The sequence below is a fragment of the Paenibacillus alba genome (genome assembly GCF_013204855.1).
Classification (GTDB): domain Bacteria; phylum Bacillota; class Bacilli; order Paenibacillales; family NBRC-103111; genus Paenibacillus_E; species Paenibacillus_E alba.
In genome coordinates this window covers 384,778-406,669 of the sequence record NZ_JABMKZ010000002.1, presented here as the reverse complement: position 1 = coordinate 406,669, position 21,892 = coordinate 384,778, and the positions used below count along the sequence as shown (strand labels likewise).

The following is a 21,892-nucleotide window of genomic DNA, read 5'->3' as shown; positions in this document are numbered from 1 at the left end:
TATGAGAGAGCTCACCGTAGAGCTTGGCGAACGGTCTTATCCTATTTATATCGGTCAAGGGATTCTGAACCAAATCACGGAATATTTCGATCGTGCGAAGCTCAGCCGCAAGTCGCCGCTGCTCATCGTCACAGATGATGAGGTGGCGCCACTGCATTTGGAGCGCGTCTTGACGCTGCTCCGTGAAGGCGGCTTCGCCGTTACAGCCTGCGTCGTCCCCGCAGGCGAAACATCCAAATCCCTCGCGCAGCTCGAGGGAATCGTCTCAACCGCCCTCCAGGCGGGCCTTGATCGCAGCTCTGCGATTGTGGCCCTCGGAGGAGGCGTGGTCGGCGATCTCGCCGGCTTCGCGGCGGCGAGCTTCATGCGCGGGGTCCGCTTCGTGCAGATCCCGACGACCATCCTTGCCCACGACAGCTCTGTCGGCGGCAAGGTAGCGGTCAACCATCCGATGGCGAAGAACATCATCGGAGCGTTTCACCAGCCTGAGCTCGTTCTCTTCGATATCGAGCTGCTGTTGACATTGCCGCCCCGCCAGGTGAAGGCGGGCCTCTCCGAAGTGATCAAGCACGGCTTGATCTGGGATGCCGCATTCACGCAGTGGTGCGATGACAACGCAGCTAAGCTGCTGGCTCTCGATCCAGAAGCGCTTAGCTATGCGCTTTATATAGGCTGTCAAGTCAAGTCCATCGTTGTTTCCCAAGATGAGCGAGAGAATGATCTTCGCGCGATTTTGAATCTCGGGCATACGATTGGACATGCGTTGGAAGCGGTGGCCGGTTATGGCGAGCTGCTGCATGGAGAAGCCATTGCGATTGGCATGGTAGGAGCAGCTAAGCTTGCTCAGCAGTTTGGCTATGCCGAAGAGATCCATGAAGTTACGAAAAGATTGTTCGTGAAATTTGGTTTGCCTGTCCATATCCCGGCTCATTTGGATACGGATCGTATTATGAGCGCAATGATGCATGATAAGAAATTCAAAGAAGGCACGATGGTTTACATCATTCCGACGGAGATCGGCAAAGTGGAAATTCGCAAGGATGTTACTGAGGATCAAGTCAGACAAATTGTCGAGCTTCTAAAAGAGGAGAGTTAGCCAATGTTCTTAAGGGGAATTCGTGGTGCAACGACGGTTGCGCACAATGAGGCAGAAGAAATTTTAACCGCAACAGGCGATTTGCTTCGTGCGATTGTAGAAGCAAATGATTTTCATCCGGAAGATATATGTTCCGTATTCATTACAGTGACTGAGGATATTACAGCTACCTTCCCGGCGCGTGCGATTCGCACTTTGGCTGGTTGGGAGCTTGTGCCGCTTATGTGTTCTTTGGAAGTGCCGGTAGAAAATTCACTTCCCAAATGTATTCGATTAATGGTTCAGGTCAACACAACCAAAACCCAAGCCGAAATCAATCATGTTTATTTGAAAGAAGCGAAAGCGTTAAGACCTGATATTGTTAAATTGACAAATGAAGCAACCCGGTAGTATAGTGGAATTAGATGAGTTTAGGCAAGTAGAGCAGAGTTTAGTCGAGTAGAGCTGAGTGCAGATGAGCTGAGAAAAGGCAACATAGGTTGGTGTATGTAAGGTACGACTCTTAGGGAGCCGTTTATTTCTTCATACATACCGATGTCTTCTTTTTTCGTATTCGTCTTGATCTTCTACTGTAACTAAAGTCAACCTCTACTTCTGTAGAGGTTTTTTTGTATTCATAATAGAGTTTTGAGCACCGCACTGACGAGATGCTCGCAAGCTGAGAGGGGATGTTTCCATGTATACACCGGAAATTCAAGAAGTTATTCGTTTGGCCAAAGATTATAATCTCATTCCTGTTGTGCGTCATTTATTAGCGGATACGGAAACACCTATACGTGTATTTCAACATCTCTATCAAGAGCCGCGCGCCTTTCTGCTGGAAAGTGTAGAGGGTGGTGTGAAATGGGCGCGGTATTCCTTCATCGGCAGCGATCCTTTCTTAATGATTAAGGCGAAACATGGAAAAACGATGGTGGAAACCCAAACGGAAAATAAAGTGTTGGATGAGAAGCCAATTGAAGTATTGAAAGCTTATCTTCGTACGTATTCCAGTCCTCAACTTGCCGATTTGCCTCGTTTTACTGGCGGTGCTGTTGGATTTTTCGGCTATGATTTATTGCAATACTACGAAAAGCTGTCTGCCCATCAAATTGATGATTTGCAAATGAACGATATCCAGTTTATGTTCTGCGATCAAGTTATTGCATTCGACCATTTCAAACAACAAATTAAAGTGATTGCCAATGTGCATGTCCCTCCATTTGCGACAGACGCTGATATCGTCAAAGCTTATCAAGCGACGTGCGCCAAAATTGATGCGACGATTGAGAAAATCAAACGTCCGCTGGGTTCAGAAACGATGACGCACAATCCGATCGTATCCGAGCCGGAACTTGGTGAGATTCGCTCCAACATTACGAAGGAAAAGTACATCGCCAACGTGAATAAAGCCAAAGAATACATTCGCGCCGGCGATATATTCCAAGTTGTATTGTCTCAACGATTCGAGATGGAAACTACGGCGTCGCCTCTTCAGGTCTATCGCGTACTGAGGACAATGAATCCTTCGCCATATATGTATGTGCTCAAAATGGACGATGAAGTCGTTGTCGGAACCTCTCCTGAGCTGCTGGTGCGAGTGGAGGAGGAGAAAGTGGAGACGCGGCCTATCGCAGGCACAAGACCAAGAGGGAAAACGCCCGAGGAGGACTTGGCGCTGGAGAAAGAGCTTCTGGCCGATGAGAAAGAGCGCGCTGAACATTTAATGCTGGTTGACCTAGGTCGCAACGATATCGGCAAAGTATCGGAATTCGGGACAGTGAAATGCGATACGTTTATGGAGATCGAGCGTTATTCTCATGTCATGCACATTGTTTCTAACGTTACGGGGAAAATTGCCAAAGATAAAGACTTCTTCGATGCTTTTCTCTCCTGTATGCCTGCTGGAACGGTGTCTGGCGCTCCGAAGCTGAGAGCTATGGAGATTATTGCTGAATTGGAGCCGGAATCTCGCGGATCTTATGCGGGAGCGATTGGTTACCTTGGCTTTTCCGGGAATATGGACACTTGCATAACCATTCGTACGATTGTTTTCAAAAAAGGCAAAGCTTACGTTCAAGCAGGAGCTGGCATTGTGTGGGACTCCGTACCTGAAAGCGAGTATCAGGAAACGATCAATAAAGCGACAGCCTTGCTGAAATCGATTCGAATGGCTGAGGCCATGTTTAGCCCGGAACCAAGACCGATTAGTGATATTAACAAAGATTACTTTGTTAGCTCTTAAGGGAGTAGACGCATAGGAGGATTAGAGTCATGAGTGGACTTATTCATATACAGCAAGCGATTGGCAAAGTAATTAGCGGAGGCCATCTGTCCCGCGAGGAAGCACGCAGCGTGATGTCCGAAATTATGGAAGGTGCAGCTACACCCGCACAAATCGGGAGCTTATTGACAGGACTTCGAATTAAAGGCGAAACGCTGGAAGAAATCACCGGCTTCGCGGAAACGATGCGCAGCAAGGCGATGCAAGTCAATGTGCTGCAAAGCGATCTGCTGGATACGTGCGGAACAGGGGGAGATGGTGCGGAAACCTTCAACATCTCTACAACGGCGGCGATCGTCGCTTCTGCGGGTGGTATTCGGGTAGCGAAGCATGGGAACCGGGCGATGTCGAGCAAAAGCGGCAGCGCTGATGTGCTGGAAGCTCTTGGCGTGAAGATAACGCTAAGCGGGGAGCAAGCAGCCAAATGCTTGGACAAAACGGGCATCTGCTTCATGTTTGCCCAAACGTATCATCAATCGATGAAGCATGTTGCTGCGCCGCGCCGTGAATTAGGCTTTCGAACGGTATTCAACTTGTTGGGTCCGTTAACGAATCCGGCTGGAGCAGACCGTCAAGTGCTTGGCGTGTTTGACAGGACGAAGACAGAGCTGATTGCGCAAGCGTTGCAAGCGCTAGGCTTGAAACGTGCACTCGTTGTAGCGAGCGAGGACGGTTTGGACGAATTCAGTATTTCGGCACCAACCAAAGTGACGGAGTTGAAAGCGGACACGATTACGACCTATACCATTACGCCAGATGATCTGGGACTGCGGGCACACAGCATCAAAGATGTAGCGGGCGGAGATGCCCTGCTGAATGCAGAGATCATTCGTCATATTTTTGCCGGAGAAAAAGGGCCCCATCGCGATATCGTGTTGGCTAATGCAGCCGCGTGCTTCTACGTAACAGGGCATGTTGGCACGATGCAGCAAGGCGTAAAGCTGGCGGCGGATGTAATTGATTCAGGACGCGCAGAACAGAAGTTGAATGATTTAATCCAATATACAGGAGAACTATGCCATGTTTCTTGATAAAATTGTAGCTACGAAATTAGCCGAAGTAGAAGCGATGAGCCATTTTTCAATCAAGGAAGCAGAGAAGCTCATCGCTGCGCTTCCTCCTTGCCTAGGCTTTGAACAAGCGTTGACAGTGCGCAATAAACGGGCTATGGGCCTTATTGCAGAGGTGAAGAAGGCTTCTCCTTCCAAAGGATTGATTCGCGAAGATTTCGATCCGGTTCTTTTGGCCAAATCGTATGAGCAAGCGGGTGCCGATTGTATATCCGTACTAACGGATGTGCAGTACTTCCAAGGGAGCAATGCTTACTTGCAAGCTGTCCGCGGTGCGGTAAATGTGCCACTGCTGCGGAAGGATTTCACCATTGATCCGAAACAAATTTATGAAGCCCGATTGCTGGGGGCAGATGCCATCTTGCTGATTGCGGCTATATTGACCACGGAACAAATGAAACAGTATTTGCAATTGGCGAGTGATCTGGGACTGGACGCGCTAGTTGAAGTACATGATCGTGAAGAGCTGGAGCGTGCTCTCGAATTGGATACGCAATTGATTGGCGTGAATAACCGCAACCTGAAGACTTTCGTTACGGACCTGCGGACGACGGAAGAATTGATACAATACATTCCTGCTGGTAAAACGGTTGTTAGCGAAAGCGGCATTTCATCCATACAGGATATGGCTTATTTACAACAAATCGGCTCGAAGGCCGTACTCATCGGCGAACATTTCATGCGCCAACCGAGCGTTGAACAGGCTGTTCATGATCTGATGGGCGCGCGCATTTAAACGACAACCTGCAGTAGAAAGAGGCGAATGGAATGGCTGCGAAGACGGCTCCTACGGTAAAAATTTGTGGACTTCAAAGCGTTGAAGTGTTAAAATCAATCGTGCATTTGCCGATAGATCATATCGGCTTTGTTTTTGCTCCAAGCAAGCGACAAGTAACGCCGGAGAAGGCGGGCGAGCTGATTGCTTTCCTGAAATCGGAAGAGAAGAACGGCATTGCGGTCCCGCTGACCGTAGGTGTGTTTGTTAACCCGACGGAAGAGCAATTGAAGCAAGTTCTGGCTGTGGCTCCTTTGGATGTTGTTCAATTGCATAGCCAGGAGACACCGGAATTCTGCCGCTTTGTGCGTGAGCATTTTCAGGTGAAAGTGTTTAAGTCAGTGTCGATTTCCAAATCAGATCATAAGGTGCCTTCACTTGATGAAGTTAGCGCCCAGCTTGACCCTTACAAAGGGACTGTAGATGCCGTACTTCTGGATACGTTTGATCCGGTCTATGGCGGTGGTTCAGGCAAGACGTTTGCTTGGGATTGTATTCCTGTGTACCAAGAGTGGGCTCGCTTCGCTGGCGTACAGCTGCTGGTAGCAGGCGGTCTGCAGCCTGATAACGTGAATGAGTTAGTGACAGCCTATCAACCCGATGGTGTGGATGTTTCCAGCGGTGTTGAGACAGAAGGCGTGAAAGATATTGCGAAAATTACCGCATTTGTGGAAAGGGTGACTCAAAAGTGACGCAAGTACCTGACCAGCACGGCAGATTTGGCAAGTTCGGCGGCCGTTATGTACCGGAAACATTGATGAATGCACTTAGTGAGCTTGAAGAAGCTTATAACCAATACAAAGATGACCCTGAATTCATTGCCGAGATCCGTTATTTGCAAAAGCAATATTCGGGCCGTCCAACGCCTCTGTATTACGCGGAACGTCTAACCGAATTATTAGGCGGAGCCAAAATTTATCTGAAAAGAGAAGATTTGAACCATACAGGCGCTCACAAAATCAATAACACCATCGGACAAGCCGTCCTCGCGAAACGAATGGGCAAGAAGAAAATTATTGCCGAGACTGGCGCAGGGCAGCACGGCGTTGCTTCTGCTACGGTTGCCGCGCTAATGGGCTTCGAGTGTAAAGTATTCATGGGCGAGGAAGACACGAAACGTCAGCAGCTGAATGTTTTCCGTATGAAGCTGTTAGGTTCTGAAGTTATTCCTGTTACTTCAGGAACACGTACGCTGAAAGACGCATGTAATGAGACGCTGCGTTATTGGGTTAGCAATGTTCAGGACACTTACTATATCTTGGGTTCAGTAACAGGACCTCATCCCTATCCAATGATGGTGCGAGATTTTCAACGTGTCATTGGCGATGAGTCTCGTGAACAGATTCTTGAAACAGAAGGCCGATTGCCTGATGCTGTTGTGGCCTGTGTTGGCGGTGGCAGCAATGCGATGGGGATCTTCTACCCGTTTGTCCAAGATGAATCGGTCAAATTGATCGGCGTGGAAGCGGCCGGCCGAGGTATTCATACCGAAGAGCATGCTGCAACGATGACGAAGGGCACGCCAGGCGTATTCCAAGGGTCACTCAGTTATTTGCTGCAAGATGAGTATGGCCAAGTGCTTCCGGCTCACTCGATCTCCGCAGGACTGGACTATCCCGGCATCGGTCCTGAGCATTCCTATCTGAAAGATATTGAGCGTGCGACCTATTATCCAATTTCCGACCAGGAAGCTTTAGATGCTCTTCAGCTGTTGAGCCGCACCGAGGGGATTATCCCAGCCTTGGAAAGTGCTCATGCCATTGCCCAGACACTTAAGCTTGCTCCTACCATGTCGAAGGATGAAATCATTATCGTGAGTCTGTCCGGCCGAGGCGATAAGGATGTAGAATCCATTATGAGCTATCTCGACAAAGGGAGGGACTAGACGATGAACCGTATTGATCAACGATTTGCCGAGCTCAAGGAACGCGGGGAAACGGCTATGATTCCTTTCTTGACGATTGGAGATCCATCTTTGGAAGCTTCGCTGGAGCTTATTCTAGAGATGGAGCGGGCTGGGGCTGATCTTATCGAGTTGGGCGTGCCTTATTCGGATCCGCTTGCGGATGGTCCCGTTATTCAACGTTCGTCTGAGCGTGCATTGAAACGCAAAATATCCATCTTCGATGTGATTGAAGTTGCCCGCAAAGCTAGAGAACGAGGTTCAAAGCTGCCTTTCATTTTGTTTACTTACTATAATCCGGTTTTGCAAATCGGGCTTGAACGTATTTTCCAAACGATGCAAGAGAATGAAATCAGCGGCATTATTATTCCGGATCTTCCGCTGGAAGAAGACAGCGAAACGAGAGCCATTGCTGAAGCTCATGGCGTTCACTTGATTCCGCTTGTTGCGCCAACCTCGAATGAACGCGTGAAACGAATCGCAGCGGGTGCTCGCGGCTTCGTTTACTGTGTGTCATCCCTAGGTGTTACAGGCGAGCGCGCAGAATTTTTTGGAGGCATTGAGGATTTCCTAGCGACCGTAAGAGAAGCTGCTCAAGTGCCGATTGTAGTCGGCTTTGGCATATCGAACCGCGAGCAAGTTCAGCGCTTTGAGAAGCTCTGTGATGGCGTTGTTGTAGGAAGTGCGATTGTGCGTACAATTGAGGATGCTTTGACTCATTTTGAGAACGATGCTGCACACCCCGAGGGGCTCTTGCAAATTCGCAACTTTGTGGGAAAATTAAAGGGTTCGGACAACTAATTGACGAGGTGACTTACCGGTGAAACCGAAACAAACGATTGTGCATCTACCTGTTTATCAACCAGGCAAACCGATTGAAGAAGTGAAAAGAGAACTTGGCTTAACAGAAGTAATCAAACTAGCTTCAAATGAAAATCCTTTTGGGTCATCACCCAATGTGAAAGCAGCCCTAGAGGCAGAAATAGCCAATATCAGCCTGTACCCGGATGGCGGGGCTGTTCAGCTGTCTGAAGCTGTTGCTCAATCGCTGGGAGTGGCTACGAATCAATTGATTTTTGGCGCGGGATCCGATGAGGTTATCTTGATGCTGGCAAGGGCTTTCCTTGTTCAAGGCGACGAGACGGTTATGGCTTCCCATACATTCCCTCAGTACAAACACAACTGTGAGATTGAAGGAGCGGTATCCATCGAGGTTCCATTGATTGATGGTACTCATGATCTTGACGGCATGTTGGCTGCCATAACGGACAAAACGAAGATTGTATGGATTTGCAATCCAAATAACCCAACGGGAACCATGAATACCGATGCGGAAATTAAAGCGTTTTTAGCAAAGGTTCCGGCTCATGTATTAGTGGTTTTGGATGAAGCCTACTGTGAATACAATACAACGGGACAATTCCCGAATAGCATTGAGCTCATCGGTCAGTATCGCAACGTGATTGCCTTACGGACTTTCTCCAAAATTTATGGCTTGGCTTCACTCCGTGTGGGCTATGGAATCGGGCATCCCGATGTGATTCGATCCATTAACCAAGTGCGGGAACCGTTTAATACCTCGAGATTTGCTCAAGCAGCGGCTCTTGCTGCTGTCAAAGATCAAGACTTCATCACAAGCTGCCGAGAAGCCAATACAGCGGGGTTGCAATATTTAAACGAGCAATTTGCTCAGTTGGATCTGCATGCTTTCCCAGCGCACGGTAACTTCATTATGGTTAATGTAGGGCGCCCTGCGGCAGATGTATTCAATGGGCTGCTGCGCAGAGGCATTATTATTCGCGGAGGACATATGCTTGGATTCCCAACGTCGATACGGGTAACCATCGGCTCGCGCGAACAGAATGAGAAATTCATTGCAGCCCTGAAGGAAGTTCTTGCTGAAGTGGCTGTTCAAGCCTAATTCATATTATAAAGGTTGATTTCATGACAAAAATTGCGATATTCGGCGTCGGGCTAATCGGTGGATCACTTGCCCTCTGCTATAAAGGAAAACCAGAGTTTACCGTCGTCGGTCATTCACCGAACCCGAAGTCGGTTGAGAAATTGCTTAAGCGTGGTGTCGTCGATATAGGGACAACAAGTATGGCTGAGGCCGTAGCAGATGCTGATTATATCTTTCTATGTGTGCCTGTTGGGATGCTGGAGGATTATGTTCAGCAGTTGGTACAACTTCCGCTTAAACGGGGTTGTATCATTACGGATGTTGGCAGTACCAAAGCCTCCGTTACAGAAAGCTCGGCTAAGATCGTGAAGGAAGGCGTCTACTTTATTGGTGGTCACCCGATGGCTGGTTCAGAGCGTCACGGCGTAGAAGCAGCTTCTTCCCATCTCTTTGAGAATGCCTTCTATGTATTGACGCCGGCTGAAGGAACTCCTCAAGCTGAAGTTGATCGACTGACAGAGCTGTTAAAAACGACAAAGGCTCAAATTGTCCAAGTTGAGGCGCGCGAGCATGATGATATCGTAGGCGCAATCAGTCATTTACCGCATATCATTGCAGTTGCTCTAGTGAATCAAGTCAGAGGCTACAACGCAAGCAATCCCTTGTATCAGAATCTGGCCGCCGGAGGATTCAGAGATATTACCCGAATCGCCTCCAGTGAGCCGATGATTTGGCGGGATATTCTGATTAACAATCGTGAAGTGCTGCTCAAGCTTTTGAAGGATTGGAACTTGGAGATTGCACAGTTTGTTAAGCTTCTTGAATCCGGAGACGGAGATGGCATTGTCGAGCAGTTCCGTTTGGCAGGTGAGTTCAGAAGCCAGCTGCCTGAGCGTAGAAAAGGCATGATAACATCCTTATTCGATATCTATGTGGATATTCCCGATCACCCAGGCATTATTGGTCAAATCACGACGCTGCTGGGGAATGCCCGGATTAATTTGAGCAACATTCAAATTATTGAAAGCCGAGAAGATGTTCCCGGTGTTCTGCGTCTTTCGTTCCGCAATCAAGAAGATGCAGATCGCGCTTCTGCGCTGCTGGGACAACAATATGCTGTTCATGTTTAAGCTGTCAAAACGATTAAGCAAGCTGTGAATTTTCTTCCTGTTCAAAGTAACAGGGAGGGAAATCCAGCTTGTTTTTTTATTATGTCAACTGGATATTCAAAAAAAGGGCTTCATGCTATAATGACATCTGTTGTTGCACTTATTATTTTTATTTTACTTTCTAACTGTGGGGCGAATTGGATGAAGTTATGGATGATGTGGAAAAGTCTTTTGATTGGCGTACTTATTTTTGTTAATTTTTTTCCTTCTTTCGTAAGTGCGAACAAAGTCATGTTTACGAACGAAGTAGCTGTTCTGGTTTACCACCACATCGATGACCAAACGGAGGGAGCTGTCACCATTTCGTCGAAATTATTCGAAAAGCAATTAGGTGCATTGCGAAGACAAGGTTATCAATTCATCACCATGGATCAGTTTAAGCGTTTTTTATCCAAAGGGGCCGAAGTGCCTGATAATGCCGTGTTAGTTACTTTTGACGACGGATATGAAAGCTTTTATACAAAAGCATTTCCTATTCTGAAGAAAATGGGCATTCCTGCTGTTAATTTCGTCATAACGAACGGTCTCGACAGTCCGAAAGGGACGTTGCTGCCTTCCATGTCAAGGGAAGAAATCAAACAGATGCGCAAAGAGTTCGCAGGCATTGATTTTCAAGCTCACTCCGATCAATTGCATGCCATGAAAGATGGAAAACCGTTATTGACAAACAAAGTGACAACGAACGGCGCGTTAGAAACCGATAGCGAGTTTAGAAATAGAATTTTGGGCGATACACGAAAATGCCTGACTAAACTTAGGGACCTAGGCGGGGCCCAAGCGGTTGATTCCTATGCTTATCCATTTGGAAGCTATGATGATCAAACCATGTCCTTGCTGCAGGAAGCCGGAGTGAGGTTTGCCTTTACCACAAAGGCAGGCGTCGCGACAAAACGGACAGATCCGATGCAAATCCCGAGGATAAATGCAGGCAGTCCGTATATCCGACCGCATTCCATCAACAATCTCATCAAACAAGCCAATAGGCACGAAATGCCAGGTTTAAATAAAAATTAAAATGCAGGTAAACGTTTTCAAAAAAACGTTGACAAAATGAAACCGTATACATATAATAAAAGTACAGTATGGTTTCTCTCCACTCCTATCCGATAATCGCACCATAAGTGCAGCCGCCAATTTGGCGGTTTTTTTTTGTGCAAATGTACCATATTCTTGGGATTTTATAATATAATAGGAAAGACGTGCTGTTGTTTATATTCGACAACCGTGAATATGAACTTTATCCAACAATTTGTCGAACTGAGCAGGAATTTGGGAATCGACCCAGAAGAGTTAGTATGGGATAGTCTAAATATTTATGTATTCATAATCTTTTTACAAATAACCGCAACTTTTCACTCTTGCTGCAGTACAAACATGTATGAGCAGTTGGAGTGGCAATTGGATCCGCTAGGAGGGTCGCCACGTAATGACCGATTCCCAATTGATCAGAGAAATCAAGGATGGAAATGTTCAACTTTATAATGAACTTATGCGTCGTTACGAGCGTAAAATCCTTGCATTTATCTTTCATATGCTCAAAAGTACACAGATGGAAGCAATCGCAGAAGATCTGTGCAATGAAACATTTTATAAAGCGTACCGCAGTTTGCATTCATTCCGAGAAATTGAGGCATCCTTTTCAACATGGTTGTACACAATTGCCCGGAACACGGTTCTGAGTGAGCTGCGCAAAAATAAAAGTGTTCAAGTCTCGTTGGAGCAAAGCGGGCTTACGCCGCATGCATCCTTTGATGCGATGCCGGAGCAAGCGATGCTGCGCAACGAGAAAGTAACGATGGTTCGCGATGCGATTAACAGCTTGCCAGAGAAACAGCGATCAGCTTTGATCTTAAGAGAGTATGATCAGATGGATTATCAGGAAATCGCAAACATACTAGGTCAAACTGTAAGCTCGGTGAAGTCTCTTTTATTTCGAGCAAGAGCCTCCGTCAAGTTGCAGCTAGATCCCTATTTCAGTGAACCGATATTCGAAGAATCGAAGGGATGAAAGCGCGATGAAGTGTAGTGAGATCCAGGAGTTATTTGGAGTCTATTGGGATCTGCCGAATGATGACCTGAGACGTGTCGCGGTAGATCAGCATATTGCGACTTGCGCAGAGTGTGCGGAGGAATTTCAGATATGGGAAGAAAGCACAATGCTCATACGCACAGCCGCAATCGACAGTGAACTGCCTGACTACGAACCGAAGGTTTCCAATATGGTAATGAATCGCATATATGAAAACGAGTCCTGGCGGTTGCCTGTAACGGAACGCATGTATGCAATCTCTTACAAATTGCGCAGGAATCTCACGGCGGTCATTGCTTTTTGCATAGCACTATTTGTTTTTAGTTTTTTGTTTGCGGTGGTCTATGAAGGTACACCGCAATCTACGATTGCTTCCGCAGATAACTCCTTATTCGATCTGCAAGCACCGCAAGCTTTGAAGTCAACGAATGCGGAGTCAATGAATGGTCACAAGATGAAGGATGCAGTAGCTAGTTTGAATCCGAGTTTCATGGAACCACTGCGGTTCCACGTGGGACCAATTTACTCCTATCCACATTATTTGCTTGTGGTTTCGATTCTAGGGCTGATTGCCACGATTATTATTATGAATTGGCTGTCACGAACGAAAACATAATGCTCCGGAAGGAGCATTTTTCATTTTAAGGGCAATGGGGGACATTACGATGACGACAATTGGATTTATCCGGCACGGAAGCACAGAATGGAATCGATTGGGCAAGCTGCAAGGACAATTGGACACGGATTTAACCGAAGAAGGGAAAGAGCAAGCAAATCTGTTAGGACTAAGACTTGCTCAAGAACAATGGGATGGCATTATTAGCAGTGATCTGACAAGGGCCAGAGAAACGGGACTCATTGTTTCGAAGTTGTCGGGAATTCCCTTTATCAGGACGGATAAAAGGCTCAGAGAGCGCATGTATGGGCAGGCTGAAGGAACTACGGTCGCGGAGCGGGAAGAGCGCTGGGGCCCAGACTGGAAGCTGCAGGCACTAGGTCAGGAGTCGGATGATGATCTGTGGGCTCGTTGGATAGAACTAGAGAAAGAAATCATACAGGACTATCCGAATAAGAAAATTCTGCTGATTTCTCATGGCGGATTCATTGTCCAGATCCTGCGCGTTCTGCGGATGGACAGTGAGGATTTTCTGCAAAATACATCGCTTACCATCCTAATGCGCCAAGAAACAGGCTGGGAGCTGCAATTGTACAATTGTCTAGCACACTTGCATTCCGTATCCAAATAACATTGATAGACGAACATGACTCGATAAGAGTCATGTTTTTTTATGTTAAACGGAATATTTTCGGAAAAAAATCCCATAATGGTTACTAGAAACCACGAAGCAGAAGGCTTCGCAATTGGGGGATGTAGGATGCAAATGAACCTAGCGGACATGCTCAGCTATGCTGATATTCATGATTTAGGTCGAATTGCTCATACCTATGAATGCCAATGCAACGGTCATTCGAAGAATGAATTAATTCAATCGATTCTAAGCACAGCGCTGCGCAGAGAAATTTTCGAGAAGCATATTCAAAGCTTAAACCTAGAGGATATCCGATTCTTGAATTCTCTTCTGTTCGATTCTCGCAATGCGTTCAGCATTGAAGAATTGATCGCTAGAGTTCAGCAATCGCGTTTCGAGAAAGACGAGTCGAGCGATTGGAATCCCCGGGATATGGTTATTAAATTTAAGAAGCTGGGTTGGCTGTTTAACGGCTATTCCCAACAGACGAAATTTTTGTTCCACGTACCGGAAGATTTGAAACGCAAGTTTAGCGATGCGCTGACTAATCAATTCAAACAGTCGCTGCAGCTATCATCGGAGCCTACTGTTTATAGGGATGAGCAAATGCTTATTGTGGATGACATCTTTCATTTCTTGACATTCATCTCGGGACAACCAGACATACCGCTTACGGCTGATGGCTCGATGTACAAACGACAGCTGCAGCAGCTTCTTGACCGTTTATCGGTTCAGGAAGAAATGGTTCCAAAAGGGACATGGCGGTTTGGCTATGGTCGTTTATTTAAAGAGTATCCGAACCGATTTTCATTCATCTACGATTATTGCTACTATCGGAATTTGATTAGCGAGCATGGACTAACCTTGCGCTTAACGGAAGAAGGGAATTCCCGGTTGACGGAGGGGAAGAAAGAAAACCTGACAGAAGTCTATAAATTTTGGCTGCGTCTCTACAAAAATCCTATTCCAAATCTCCCAAGCATGGCGGGCTGGATTGATCGTTTGGGGGGGCAATGGGTTACGATGGCCTCCCTGTCGGATGTGCTCTGCAAATTGGTTAAGCCTTTTTATTATGACAGCTCGACTTCGATTGTTGAACAGCGCATCCTGCAAATGATGATGCATTTGGGATTAATTCGGATCGGGGACGATGAGGTGCATGGAACCGTTGTCCAGCTAACGAAGCTGGGAAGCAAAGTGATTCAAGGGACTTTTGTAAACGAAGAAGATAAGGTCGTTCTATTTTAAAAGGCATGTATTCAGAGAAATCCGATAAAGTAGGTAAAGGCACATTCCTAGCTAATCGGGCGATTGAAGGAAGCGCTCCTGTGCGTTATGAATATGATGAAGTAGGAGCCACATACAGGGGTTGGCATACACCAGGATACAATTCAACATGTTTTTGCGAAAAAGAAGCTCCTGACAAACCGCGGACAACATTTGGAGGTAGGTCTCATGGGAAAAATGAATGTATCTAACAACGCGCTGCTGGCACTTTTCGCGGAAATGGTTTGGGATGATGCCATTCGCAAATATAAAGAAGAAAATCTCTATAAAGAGATTGATCGTGCACTGGCCAAGGGAGATCAAACGACGTTCCTTGCTCTTACGTCAGAGCTGAAAACATTACAATCATCAGGTTCATGAGGTCATTGCAGCTGCGATAGCAAGATATGAAAAAGGCAGGTGATGTTTAATCACTTGTCTTTTTTGATTTGAATTGATGCGAGAAAAAGAACCAAATCGTTATCCCTTACGTCCATTTTATTAAAACAGATCATTTGAACATAAGGAGAAACAACATGGAATCCAAAAAAGGCTTTACTAAAAAACGGAAAATCATCATGGCAGGGATCCTTGCAGCCGCTATGCTGGTGGGCTCATTATCCCTTTACGCTGCTTTTCTGACTCATAAAATTAATCAAACGATTGATCACATTGCGGCACCGGAAACAACCGAAGCGCCCAGCTTCTCCGGTAACAATATTACGCTGAGTCAAACCGTTAAAGCCGAGAGCAAGCCATTAACGTTCTTACTGGCAGCAACCGATGAAAGAGAAGGAAGCGAAGGCTCGCTAAATACGGACGTCATGATGCTGTTTCGGATAGATCCGCAGACCCATCAAGGCACTGTCGTTTCTATCCCAAGAGATCTAGAGGTTGAAGCTGCGAAATCAGGACTGGAAACTTCTCACAAAGCGAATTATTTCTACGCCTATTATTATAATAAAAACAAAAATACGGCACTCAATGAAACGAAAAACCTGTTTAGTCACGTCTATCAAGTGCCAATTGATTATATGTCGGTCATTAATTTTGATGGATTTCGCAAATTAATTGATCAATTGGGCGGTATGACAGTAAATGTAGACATGGATATGCGTTATCAGGATGATAGTGACGGTACAGATATTAATTTGAAAAAAGGACTTCAGCTTCTGGACGGCAAGCAGGTACTCGATTATATTCGTTATCGCAAATCCAATATGGGTACAGCAGAGTCCTCCGATACGGTTAGAAATCAAAGAGAACAATTCGTGCTGAATGAATTGCTTAATAAATTAACGTCCTTGAACGGAATTACAGCTTGGGGCGGCATTCTAGACATTATCGGAAGCTCCATCAAAACGGATATCCCTTCTGAGGAACTGCGGACGATGACGAAATCCTATCGCGAATTGAAACCGGCAACTGTTCAATACATCCATTTGGACGGTGAATGGGAGAGTCCTTATCTGGTTGTCAAGCAGCAGGATTTGGATGATGCATTTGCTGCGCTGCGCGGAGAAAACAGCCTTTCAATTGACAGTCAGGTGAGGACGGATTAAAGTACAAGAAGAGATTGCTGAGATTACATAGTAAGCCCTTTTTTGGCAAACGATAGGGAGGTAAGCGGCATTGAAGTTTAATGATGTACCTGCACAAGAATGGCCTGATTTGAAACCTTATTTGGATACTTGCTTGCTCCCGGTCACTGGGTTGACAGGATTTGAAGATCCTACCCAAGTCACGATCACGTTAGAGCAGCTGCGCGATGCTTTGGAAACGATAGAGCTTCCTTACAAAGGCAGAGTGGTCACATATCCAGCGCTTCATTATATAACAGGCACCCAGATCAGAGATCAGCTGAACACCATTTCGCTTCATTTAAAAAGAATGGGGTTCCGTTATATCATCGTTCTCACCGTACATAAAGAAGCTGCTGAGTGGAAAGCGGAAGAAACCGATTTATTCATTGCCGTAGATATGGATCAGTGGACAACAGAGTCGGAGCAGATCAAATCAAGTATTTCCAAGCAAGTTCAACAATTATGGCAGCGGAGTGATTAACTTTATTCGCAAAGCGTATTATTGGAAAAAAAAATGTGCAGGATAAGGGGAGTAACTGCTTACAATGGCTGTGAAAAAGTTGTGACAATTTCGTTAAAATTTGTTCAAAGGCCAAGATTTCAATCGACTAAAAGGAGTTATGGATTCTTGACGACCTAGTAGTCCTAGGCTATTATTAGTAATGTCCTAGTTATGTAGTGTAATGTCGAACGACACGTGATAGAGGTAACTGACGTCCGAGAGGGTTCGGACATCGGCCAATGTAGGAGGGTAGACCTGAGAATGAGTGATCACAACAATCACAAAGAAGAACAGCATGGGAAGAAGCCCGGGACCAAACGCGAAATGTCTCGTCGGCAATTTCTTTCTTACACCCTTGGTGGCGCTGGAGGATTCATGGGGGCCGGTATTATTATACCGATGATACGGTTTGCTGTAGATCCTGTCCTTCAAAAGAAAAGTGCTTCGGACTGGGTTAAAGTTGTCGAAGAAAGTAAAATTACAAATGTTCCACAAGCGTTTACGTTCCAAGTCCATCAAGTCGATGGCTGGTACGAAAGTGATGCTGAATTGGTTGCATGGATCTCCAAAGACAGCGGCGGCAAGCTCTTTGCGTTGAATCCAACCTGTAAGCATCTTGGATGTACAGTCAACTGGAACGACAACCCTGCCTACAAAGATCAGTATTTCTGTCCTTGTCACGGTGCTCACTATACGCAAGATGGCAAGAACCTTGCGGTAGCACCTAAGCCACTGGACGAATACACGACCAAAGTAGAGAATGGTTTCGTTTATGTGGGACAACTACATGCTAACACAAGAGTATAAGGAGGCGTCAGCATCAGATGTTTAAAAACGTATACAACTGGATTGACGAACGTCTTGATATTACGCCAATGTGGAGGGATGTAGCAGACCACGAGGTTCCAGAGCACGTAAACCCTGCTCATCATTTTTCCGCTTTCGTATATTGCTTCGGCGGATTGACGTTTTTCATCACAGTCATTCAAATTCTGTCAGGTATGTTCTTAACGATGTACTACACGCCTGATATTATCAACGCGTATGCCAGCGTTGACTATTTACAACATAAAGTGGCTTTCGGTGTTATCGTCAGAGGTATGCACCACTGGGGAGCCAGCTTAGTAATTGTTATGATGTTCTTACATACCCTGCGCGTGTTCTTCACTGGTTCGTACAAAGCTCCTCGTGAAATGAACTGGGTTGTAGGCATGTTGATTTTCTTCGTTATGTTAGGTCTTGGTTTTACCGGATACCTGCTTCCTTGGGATAACAAAGCGTATTTCGCTACGCAAGTAGGTATGAAAATTGCAGCATCTGTTCCATTTGCGGGACCTTACATTGAAACATTGCTGCAAGGTGGAAGCATCGTTGGCGCACAAACATTGACTCGTTTCTTCGCCATCCACGTATTCTTCCTGCCGGGCGTTCTGTTAGCTTTGCTTGCTGGACATTTCTTCATGATTCGCAAACAAGGTATTTCTGGACCGCTATAATTGAAGGAGGGGCAAATAGCGTGGCGCATGGTCATAAGTCTGACGAAAAAATCGTTTATGTGGGAGATTCCCGCGTAATTAAGAAATCACAAGAGCAACGACTGATTCCTAGAGATTATTCTGCTTATCCTGGGAAATCAGAAGCGTTTGTACCAAACTTCTTACTGAAAGAATGGATGGTTGGTGTTGTCGTCTTGGTCGGTATGTTAGTACTGGTCATGTCCGATCCAGCTCCGCTCGGTTATCCTGCGGATCCTAAGAACACGGCGTTCATTCCAATGCCGGATTGGTACTTCTTGTTCATGTATCAATTGTTGAAATACCCATATACATCAGGAGATTACGTTGTTCTTGGTGCGGTTGTTGTTCCTGGTTTACTGTTCGGCGGCTTGCTGCTTGCTCCTTTCTTGGATACAGGCAAAGAGCGTCGCTTCTACAGAAGACCCATTGCTTCATCCATTATGATCTTGTCTTTAGTTGCATGTACATATTTGACGTACACGTCATGGGCTCATTATCAAGTGGAATTGAAAGAGAAAAATATCGTCCCTGAGCACATTAAGCGTGAAGAAGAAATGCACGCAAACAAAGGTGCTGCTGCTGGCGGCGGTGCTTCCAAAGACACGAAAAAAGGCGCAGCTATTGTTGCCGCTGATGATCCAGGCGCAGAAATTTACAAGAAAGCGACATGCTTATCTTGTCATGGCGCAGGACTCAAAGGAATGCCGGCTTCTGGTGTACCAGCCCTACTTGGTGTAGGTGACAAGCATTCCCAAGATGAAATTCTTGGCATTATCAAAAACGGTAAGGGCAACATGGGTAAACAGTACCAAGCTAATATTGATAAAGGCTTAACAGATGCTGATATCACGAAGCTGACAGAATGGTTAGCCAAACAAAAAGCCCAATAAAAAGGGAAACCTGATCGCGCGAGCGATCAGGTTTTTTTAAATCAGTTTGAGGAGGAGCTTACTTGCAGGAAGGGTTATCTATTGCCTATTTTTGGAGCAAGGATTTTCTGTTAAGCAAAAAAATGTTGTGGTTGTTTTTCATCACAAATCTTCTTGGAACCATCTACGGTTATGAGTGGTACTGGTTACAAATGACTGAAACCATTGCAGAGAAACCGCTGTGGTATGTGTATTTCGTGCCAGACAGTCCAACGGCGAGTCTATTTTTCACCTTAACCATTGGCTACTTGCTGATCGATTACCGTTCAACTAAAAAGCCTAGTAAACTTTATCAAGCCATTCGCGGATTTATTGAAGCTTTTGCATTAATTACATCCTTTAAATATGGCATTTGGGCGGTCACGATGATTTGGGCAGGGGCCTGGCAAGGAGTGCCGGTTGGCTGGGATGGTTGGATGCTGACAGCATCTCACTTGGCTATGGCCCTGGAAGCGTTATTATTTGTTAGATGGTACCGCTACAAGCTTACAGCAATAGTCCTTGTAGCAGCGTGGACGTTCTGGAACGATTTCATGGACTATGAAAGAGGCGTTTTTCCAAGACTGCCGGATGTACTCGTAGACAATTACTATCGGACAATTGAAGGCTTCACAATTAGCTTAAGCGTGATAGGTATCATCATTGCTGTTCTATGTCTGGCGACACGTCAGAAAACAGAGCGATAACTGCCTATTGTCTGGTCTAAAGTGGGACGAACCTCCATATGATGATGGTGAAGGAGGGGATGTCCCATGTTTATTTCCATCAGGTCGAGAATGGTTGCAACAACTCTTATGCTCACGATTGTTGCAACGATCAGCGCGGCTTGCGGGGCTGGTACAAGTACGACAGGACAAGCTGCTAAGCCCATAGATACAGATCAAATTCAGCGTGTGGAGTTTTTGAATCAAATCACCGACGAGATGTACAAACAAACGATGGATGGACAAGTCGTGGAGGCACGGAATAAATTGCAGCAAATATCGGATCAAATTCCTAAAATCCATTTTGAAGGCATTACTTCTGTGGAAGGCCTGAACGCTTTGACGGAAACGATTACGCAAGCGAAAAGAGTCTATAACGCGGCTCAATATTCTTCCGACGAAGGACAGGTTGCCGTTGCCAAGCTACGGCTTGCCACAGATGCCCTGACACATAAAAATCAACCCATGTGGTTGCAATATCATAAAGTGCTGCAAAACGATGCCCTGTTATTGACGCAGGATATCAAGTCCAATAAACAAGCAGAAGCATTGACAGATTTCGGTAAAATGTCACAGCATATCGCGATTATTCATCCTGCTTTACTGATCAGCCGCGAGGCAAGCTCGGTAGAGAAGCTCGATTCTGTGCTGGTTTTTCTGCACAAGAATATCAGCGAGAAACCAATGGCTGCACGCCAACTGGAGTCAGGCTTAACGCATTTGAATCAAGTCTTGGATGAATTGTTTCTCAAGAATAAGGATGCCATTGCCTTTGTACCTATTACAGACCCGAGGCAGCCGATTATTTGGTCCTTAGGGATTGGTCTCATAATCGTCAGCGTTCTGTCTTATGCTGGTTGGAGGATGTATCAGTCAGGGAGAAGCTTTGTAACGGTCAAGCCAACGCGTGAGAGCGAAAACAGATGAAAAAAGTGGGTTGTGCAGACGTGCTGCGCAACCCACTTTTTGTCATTGTGTCTTGAAGCCTTCTCCAATGACATCGTGTACTTCACCAATAATAATAAAAGCTTGGGGATCTATGGAATGAATGAGTTCTTTGAGTCTTCGTGTTTCATGACGATAGACGACGCAGTAAACAACTTCTTTATTATTGCCGGAGTAAGCACCACGGGCAGGAAACAGGGTTACGCCTCGGTCTAGCTCCTGGGTGATGGATTTAGCCATAGGAACAGCTTGATCGCTAATAATTGTAAAGGCTTTGGCGGTATAAGCACCTTCCGATATGTAATCAATGATGCGAGAACTGACGAAGACAGCAACGAGCGAGTAAAGGACTTTCTCCTTCGGCAAATAAAGAAAGGAAGAGCCGATGACGACAACATCGATGATCAGGATGACCTGTCCGACACTCCAGCCTCTTTTTTTCTGTCCGATACGGGCTAATATATCGGATCCCCCCGTCGTACCGCCAAATCGGAATACGAGTCCAAGCCCTGTTCCTAAACTGATCCCGGCATACAACGTAGCTAAGAAGTAGTCTTGGCTGGTGTGGAAAGGGACTAGCCACTGAAGCCGAATAAGCACTTCCATCACCCAGAGAAAGAAAGAGAGAGAGACAACGCCGAAAATCGTATACAGCATGGGACCTTTGCCAAAGACTCGCCACCCCAAATAGAATAAAGGAATATTAATGACTAAAGTCGAGATCGAAGGCGGAACGTTCAGAACGTATTTTAACAGCAATGAAATGCCCGTAACGCCCCCTTCCATCAACTCATTCGAGATGACGAAATAATGCAAACCAAACGCGTAGATGGCTGTACCGATCATAATGGCAAGGACATTCATAAATTGATCAGCAAATCGTTCTTTGAAAATCATTTTTATTCCTCCGGATACGTGATGAGTTGGTCAAAAAAATTTGTCAACTTTTCTTGTTTAGTTTAACATAGTAATGATAGCTTTGGTGAAG

The 21,892-nt window shown here is 45.9% G+C and carries 24 protein-coding genes; 23 read left to right on the top strand and 1 reads right to left on the bottom strand.

Annotated features, from left to right (window positions below; translation table 11 throughout):
- Window position 1: 1 nt before the first annotated feature.
- The 23 genes from aroB (at window position 2) to HQN90_RS01830 (ending at window position 20,886) form a co-directional block, all read left to right on the top strand.
- Window positions 2–1,096, top strand: a complete 1,095-nt coding sequence (gene aroB, locus HQN90_RS01940) for a 3-dehydroquinate synthase (protein ID WP_173215939.1) — start codon at window positions 2–4, stop codon at window positions 1,094–1,096.
- Between the two features lie 3 nt (window positions 1,097–1,099).
- Window positions 1,100–1,486, top strand: coding sequence for a chorismate mutase (gene aroH / locus HQN90_RS01935; protein WP_173215937.1), 387 nt, complete (start codon window positions 1,100–1,102; stop codon window positions 1,484–1,486).
- A 286-nt stretch (window positions 1,487–1,772) separates the two neighbouring features.
- Window positions 1,773–3,320 carry an anthranilate synthase component I gene (gene trpE / locus HQN90_RS01930; protein WP_173215935.1) on the top strand — a complete coding sequence of 516 codons (1,548 nt, stop codon included), beginning with the start codon at window positions 1,773–1,775 and terminating at the stop codon, window positions 3,318–3,320.
- A 29-nt stretch (window positions 3,321–3,349) separates the two neighbouring features.
- A complete protein-coding gene (gene trpD / locus HQN90_RS01925; RefSeq protein ID WP_173215933.1) occupies window positions 3,350–4,390 on the top strand; it encodes an anthranilate phosphoribosyltransferase in 1,041 nt (346 codons plus the stop codon).
- Window positions 4,380–5,165, top strand: a complete 786-nt coding sequence (gene trpC / locus HQN90_RS01920; RefSeq protein ID WP_173215931.1) for an indole-3-glycerol phosphate synthase TrpC — start codon at window positions 4,380–4,382, stop codon at window positions 5,163–5,165. Before trpD ends, trpC begins: the two co-directional genes overlap by 11 nt.
- A 32-nt stretch (window positions 5,166–5,197) precedes the next feature.
- Window positions 5,198–5,896, top strand: a complete 699-nt coding sequence (locus tag HQN90_RS01915) for a phosphoribosylanthranilate isomerase (RefSeq protein WP_173215929.1) — start codon at window positions 5,198–5,200, stop codon at window positions 5,894–5,896.
- On the top strand, window positions 5,893–7,089 hold the full coding sequence (gene trpB / locus HQN90_RS01910) for a tryptophan synthase subunit beta (RefSeq protein ID WP_079409672.1): 1,197 nt from the start codon (window positions 5,893–5,895) through the stop codon (window positions 7,087–7,089). Before HQN90_RS01915 ends, trpB begins: the two co-directional genes overlap by 4 nt.
- A 3-nt stretch (window positions 7,090–7,092) precedes the next feature.
- Complete coding sequence (gene trpA / locus HQN90_RS01905) at window positions 7,093–7,908, top strand: tryptophan synthase subunit alpha (RefSeq protein ID WP_173215927.1); 816 nt, start codon at window positions 7,093–7,095, stop codon at window positions 7,906–7,908.
- 19 nt (window positions 7,909–7,927) lie between these two features.
- Complete coding sequence (hisC, locus tag HQN90_RS01900; RefSeq protein ID WP_079409674.1) at window positions 7,928–9,028, top strand: histidinol-phosphate transaminase; 1,101 nt, start codon at window positions 7,928–7,930, stop codon at window positions 9,026–9,028.
- Between the two features lie 23 nt (window positions 9,029–9,051).
- On the top strand, window positions 9,052–10,140 hold the full coding sequence (locus HQN90_RS01895; protein WP_173215925.1) for a prephenate dehydrogenase: 1,089 nt from the start codon (window positions 9,052–9,054) through the stop codon (window positions 10,138–10,140).
- 180 nt (window positions 10,141–10,320) lie between these two features.
- Window positions 10,321–11,193, top strand: coding sequence for a polysaccharide deacetylase family protein (locus HQN90_RS01890; protein WP_173215923.1), 873 nt, complete (start codon window positions 10,321–10,323; stop codon window positions 11,191–11,193).
- 412 nt (window positions 11,194–11,605) lie between these two features.
- A complete protein-coding gene (locus HQN90_RS01885; RefSeq protein ID WP_079409677.1) occupies window positions 11,606–12,187 on the top strand; it encodes an RNA polymerase sigma factor in 582 nt (193 codons plus the stop codon).
- A 7-nt stretch (window positions 12,188–12,194) separates the two neighbouring features.
- Window positions 12,195–12,824, top strand: a complete 630-nt coding sequence (locus tag HQN90_RS01880; protein ID WP_173215921.1) for an anti-sigma factor family protein — start codon at window positions 12,195–12,197, stop codon at window positions 12,822–12,824.
- 49 nt (window positions 12,825–12,873) lie between these two features.
- The gene (locus HQN90_RS01875) at window positions 12,874–13,455 is read left to right on the top strand and encodes a histidine phosphatase family protein (protein ID WP_173215919.1); all 582 of its coding nucleotides are present in this window, start codon (window positions 12,874–12,876) and stop codon (window positions 13,453–13,455) included.
- A gap of 135 nt (window positions 13,456–13,590) precedes the next feature.
- Complete coding sequence (locus tag HQN90_RS01870) at window positions 13,591–14,706, top strand: hypothetical protein (protein ID WP_173216476.1); 1,116 nt, start codon at window positions 13,591–13,593, stop codon at window positions 14,704–14,706.
- Window positions 14,707–14,913: 207 nt separating this feature from the next.
- Window positions 14,914–15,105 (top strand): IDEAL domain-containing protein, encoded by a 192-nt coding sequence (locus HQN90_RS01865; RefSeq protein ID WP_079420724.1) that lies wholly within the window; start codon window positions 14,914–14,916, stop codon window positions 15,103–15,105.
- 155 nt (window positions 15,106–15,260) lie between these two features.
- Entirely contained in the window at window positions 15,261–16,286 is a 1,026-nt protein-coding gene (locus HQN90_RS01860; protein WP_173215917.1) for an LCP family protein, read from the top strand.
- A 70-nt stretch (window positions 16,287–16,356) separates the two neighbouring features.
- Window positions 16,357–16,788: a DUF2487 family protein gene (locus HQN90_RS01855; protein WP_173215915.1), complete on the top strand. Its 432-nt coding sequence runs from the start codon at window positions 16,357–16,359 to the stop codon at window positions 16,786–16,788.
- A gap of 282 nt (window positions 16,789–17,070) precedes the next feature.
- On the top strand, window positions 17,071–17,616 hold the full coding sequence (locus HQN90_RS01850) for a QcrA and Rieske domain-containing protein (RefSeq protein ID WP_173215913.1): 546 nt from the start codon (window positions 17,071–17,073) through the stop codon (window positions 17,614–17,616).
- Window positions 17,617–17,633: 17 nt separating this feature from the next.
- Window positions 17,634–18,305 carry a menaquinol-cytochrome c reductase cytochrome b subunit gene (qcrB, locus tag HQN90_RS01845; RefSeq protein ID WP_028554311.1) on the top strand — a complete coding sequence of 224 codons (672 nt, stop codon included), beginning with the start codon at window positions 17,634–17,636 and terminating at the stop codon, window positions 18,303–18,305.
- A gap of 20 nt (window positions 18,306–18,325) precedes the next feature.
- Complete coding sequence (locus HQN90_RS01840; RefSeq protein ID WP_173215911.1) at window positions 18,326–19,216, top strand: menaquinol-cytochrome c reductase cytochrome b/c subunit; 891 nt, start codon at window positions 18,326–18,328, stop codon at window positions 19,214–19,216.
- A gap of 62 nt (window positions 19,217–19,278) precedes the next feature.
- Window positions 19,279–19,941 carry a DUF1405 domain-containing protein gene (locus HQN90_RS01835; RefSeq protein ID WP_246361999.1) on the top strand — a complete coding sequence of 221 codons (663 nt, stop codon included), beginning with the start codon at window positions 19,279–19,281 and terminating at the stop codon, window positions 19,939–19,941.
- A 66-nt stretch (window positions 19,942–20,007) separates the two neighbouring features.
- Entirely contained in the window at window positions 20,008–20,886 is an 879-nt protein-coding gene (locus tag HQN90_RS01830; RefSeq protein ID WP_173215909.1) for a sporulation protein YpjB, read from the top strand.
- Between the two features lie 42 nt (window positions 20,887–20,928).
- Here HQN90_RS01830 and HQN90_RS01825 read toward each other — a convergent pair whose 3' ends face one another.
- A complete protein-coding gene (locus HQN90_RS01825) occupies window positions 20,929–21,801 on the bottom strand; it encodes a YitT family protein (RefSeq protein WP_079420730.1) in 873 nt (290 codons plus the stop codon).
- Window positions 21,802–21,892 lie beyond the last annotated feature (91 nt).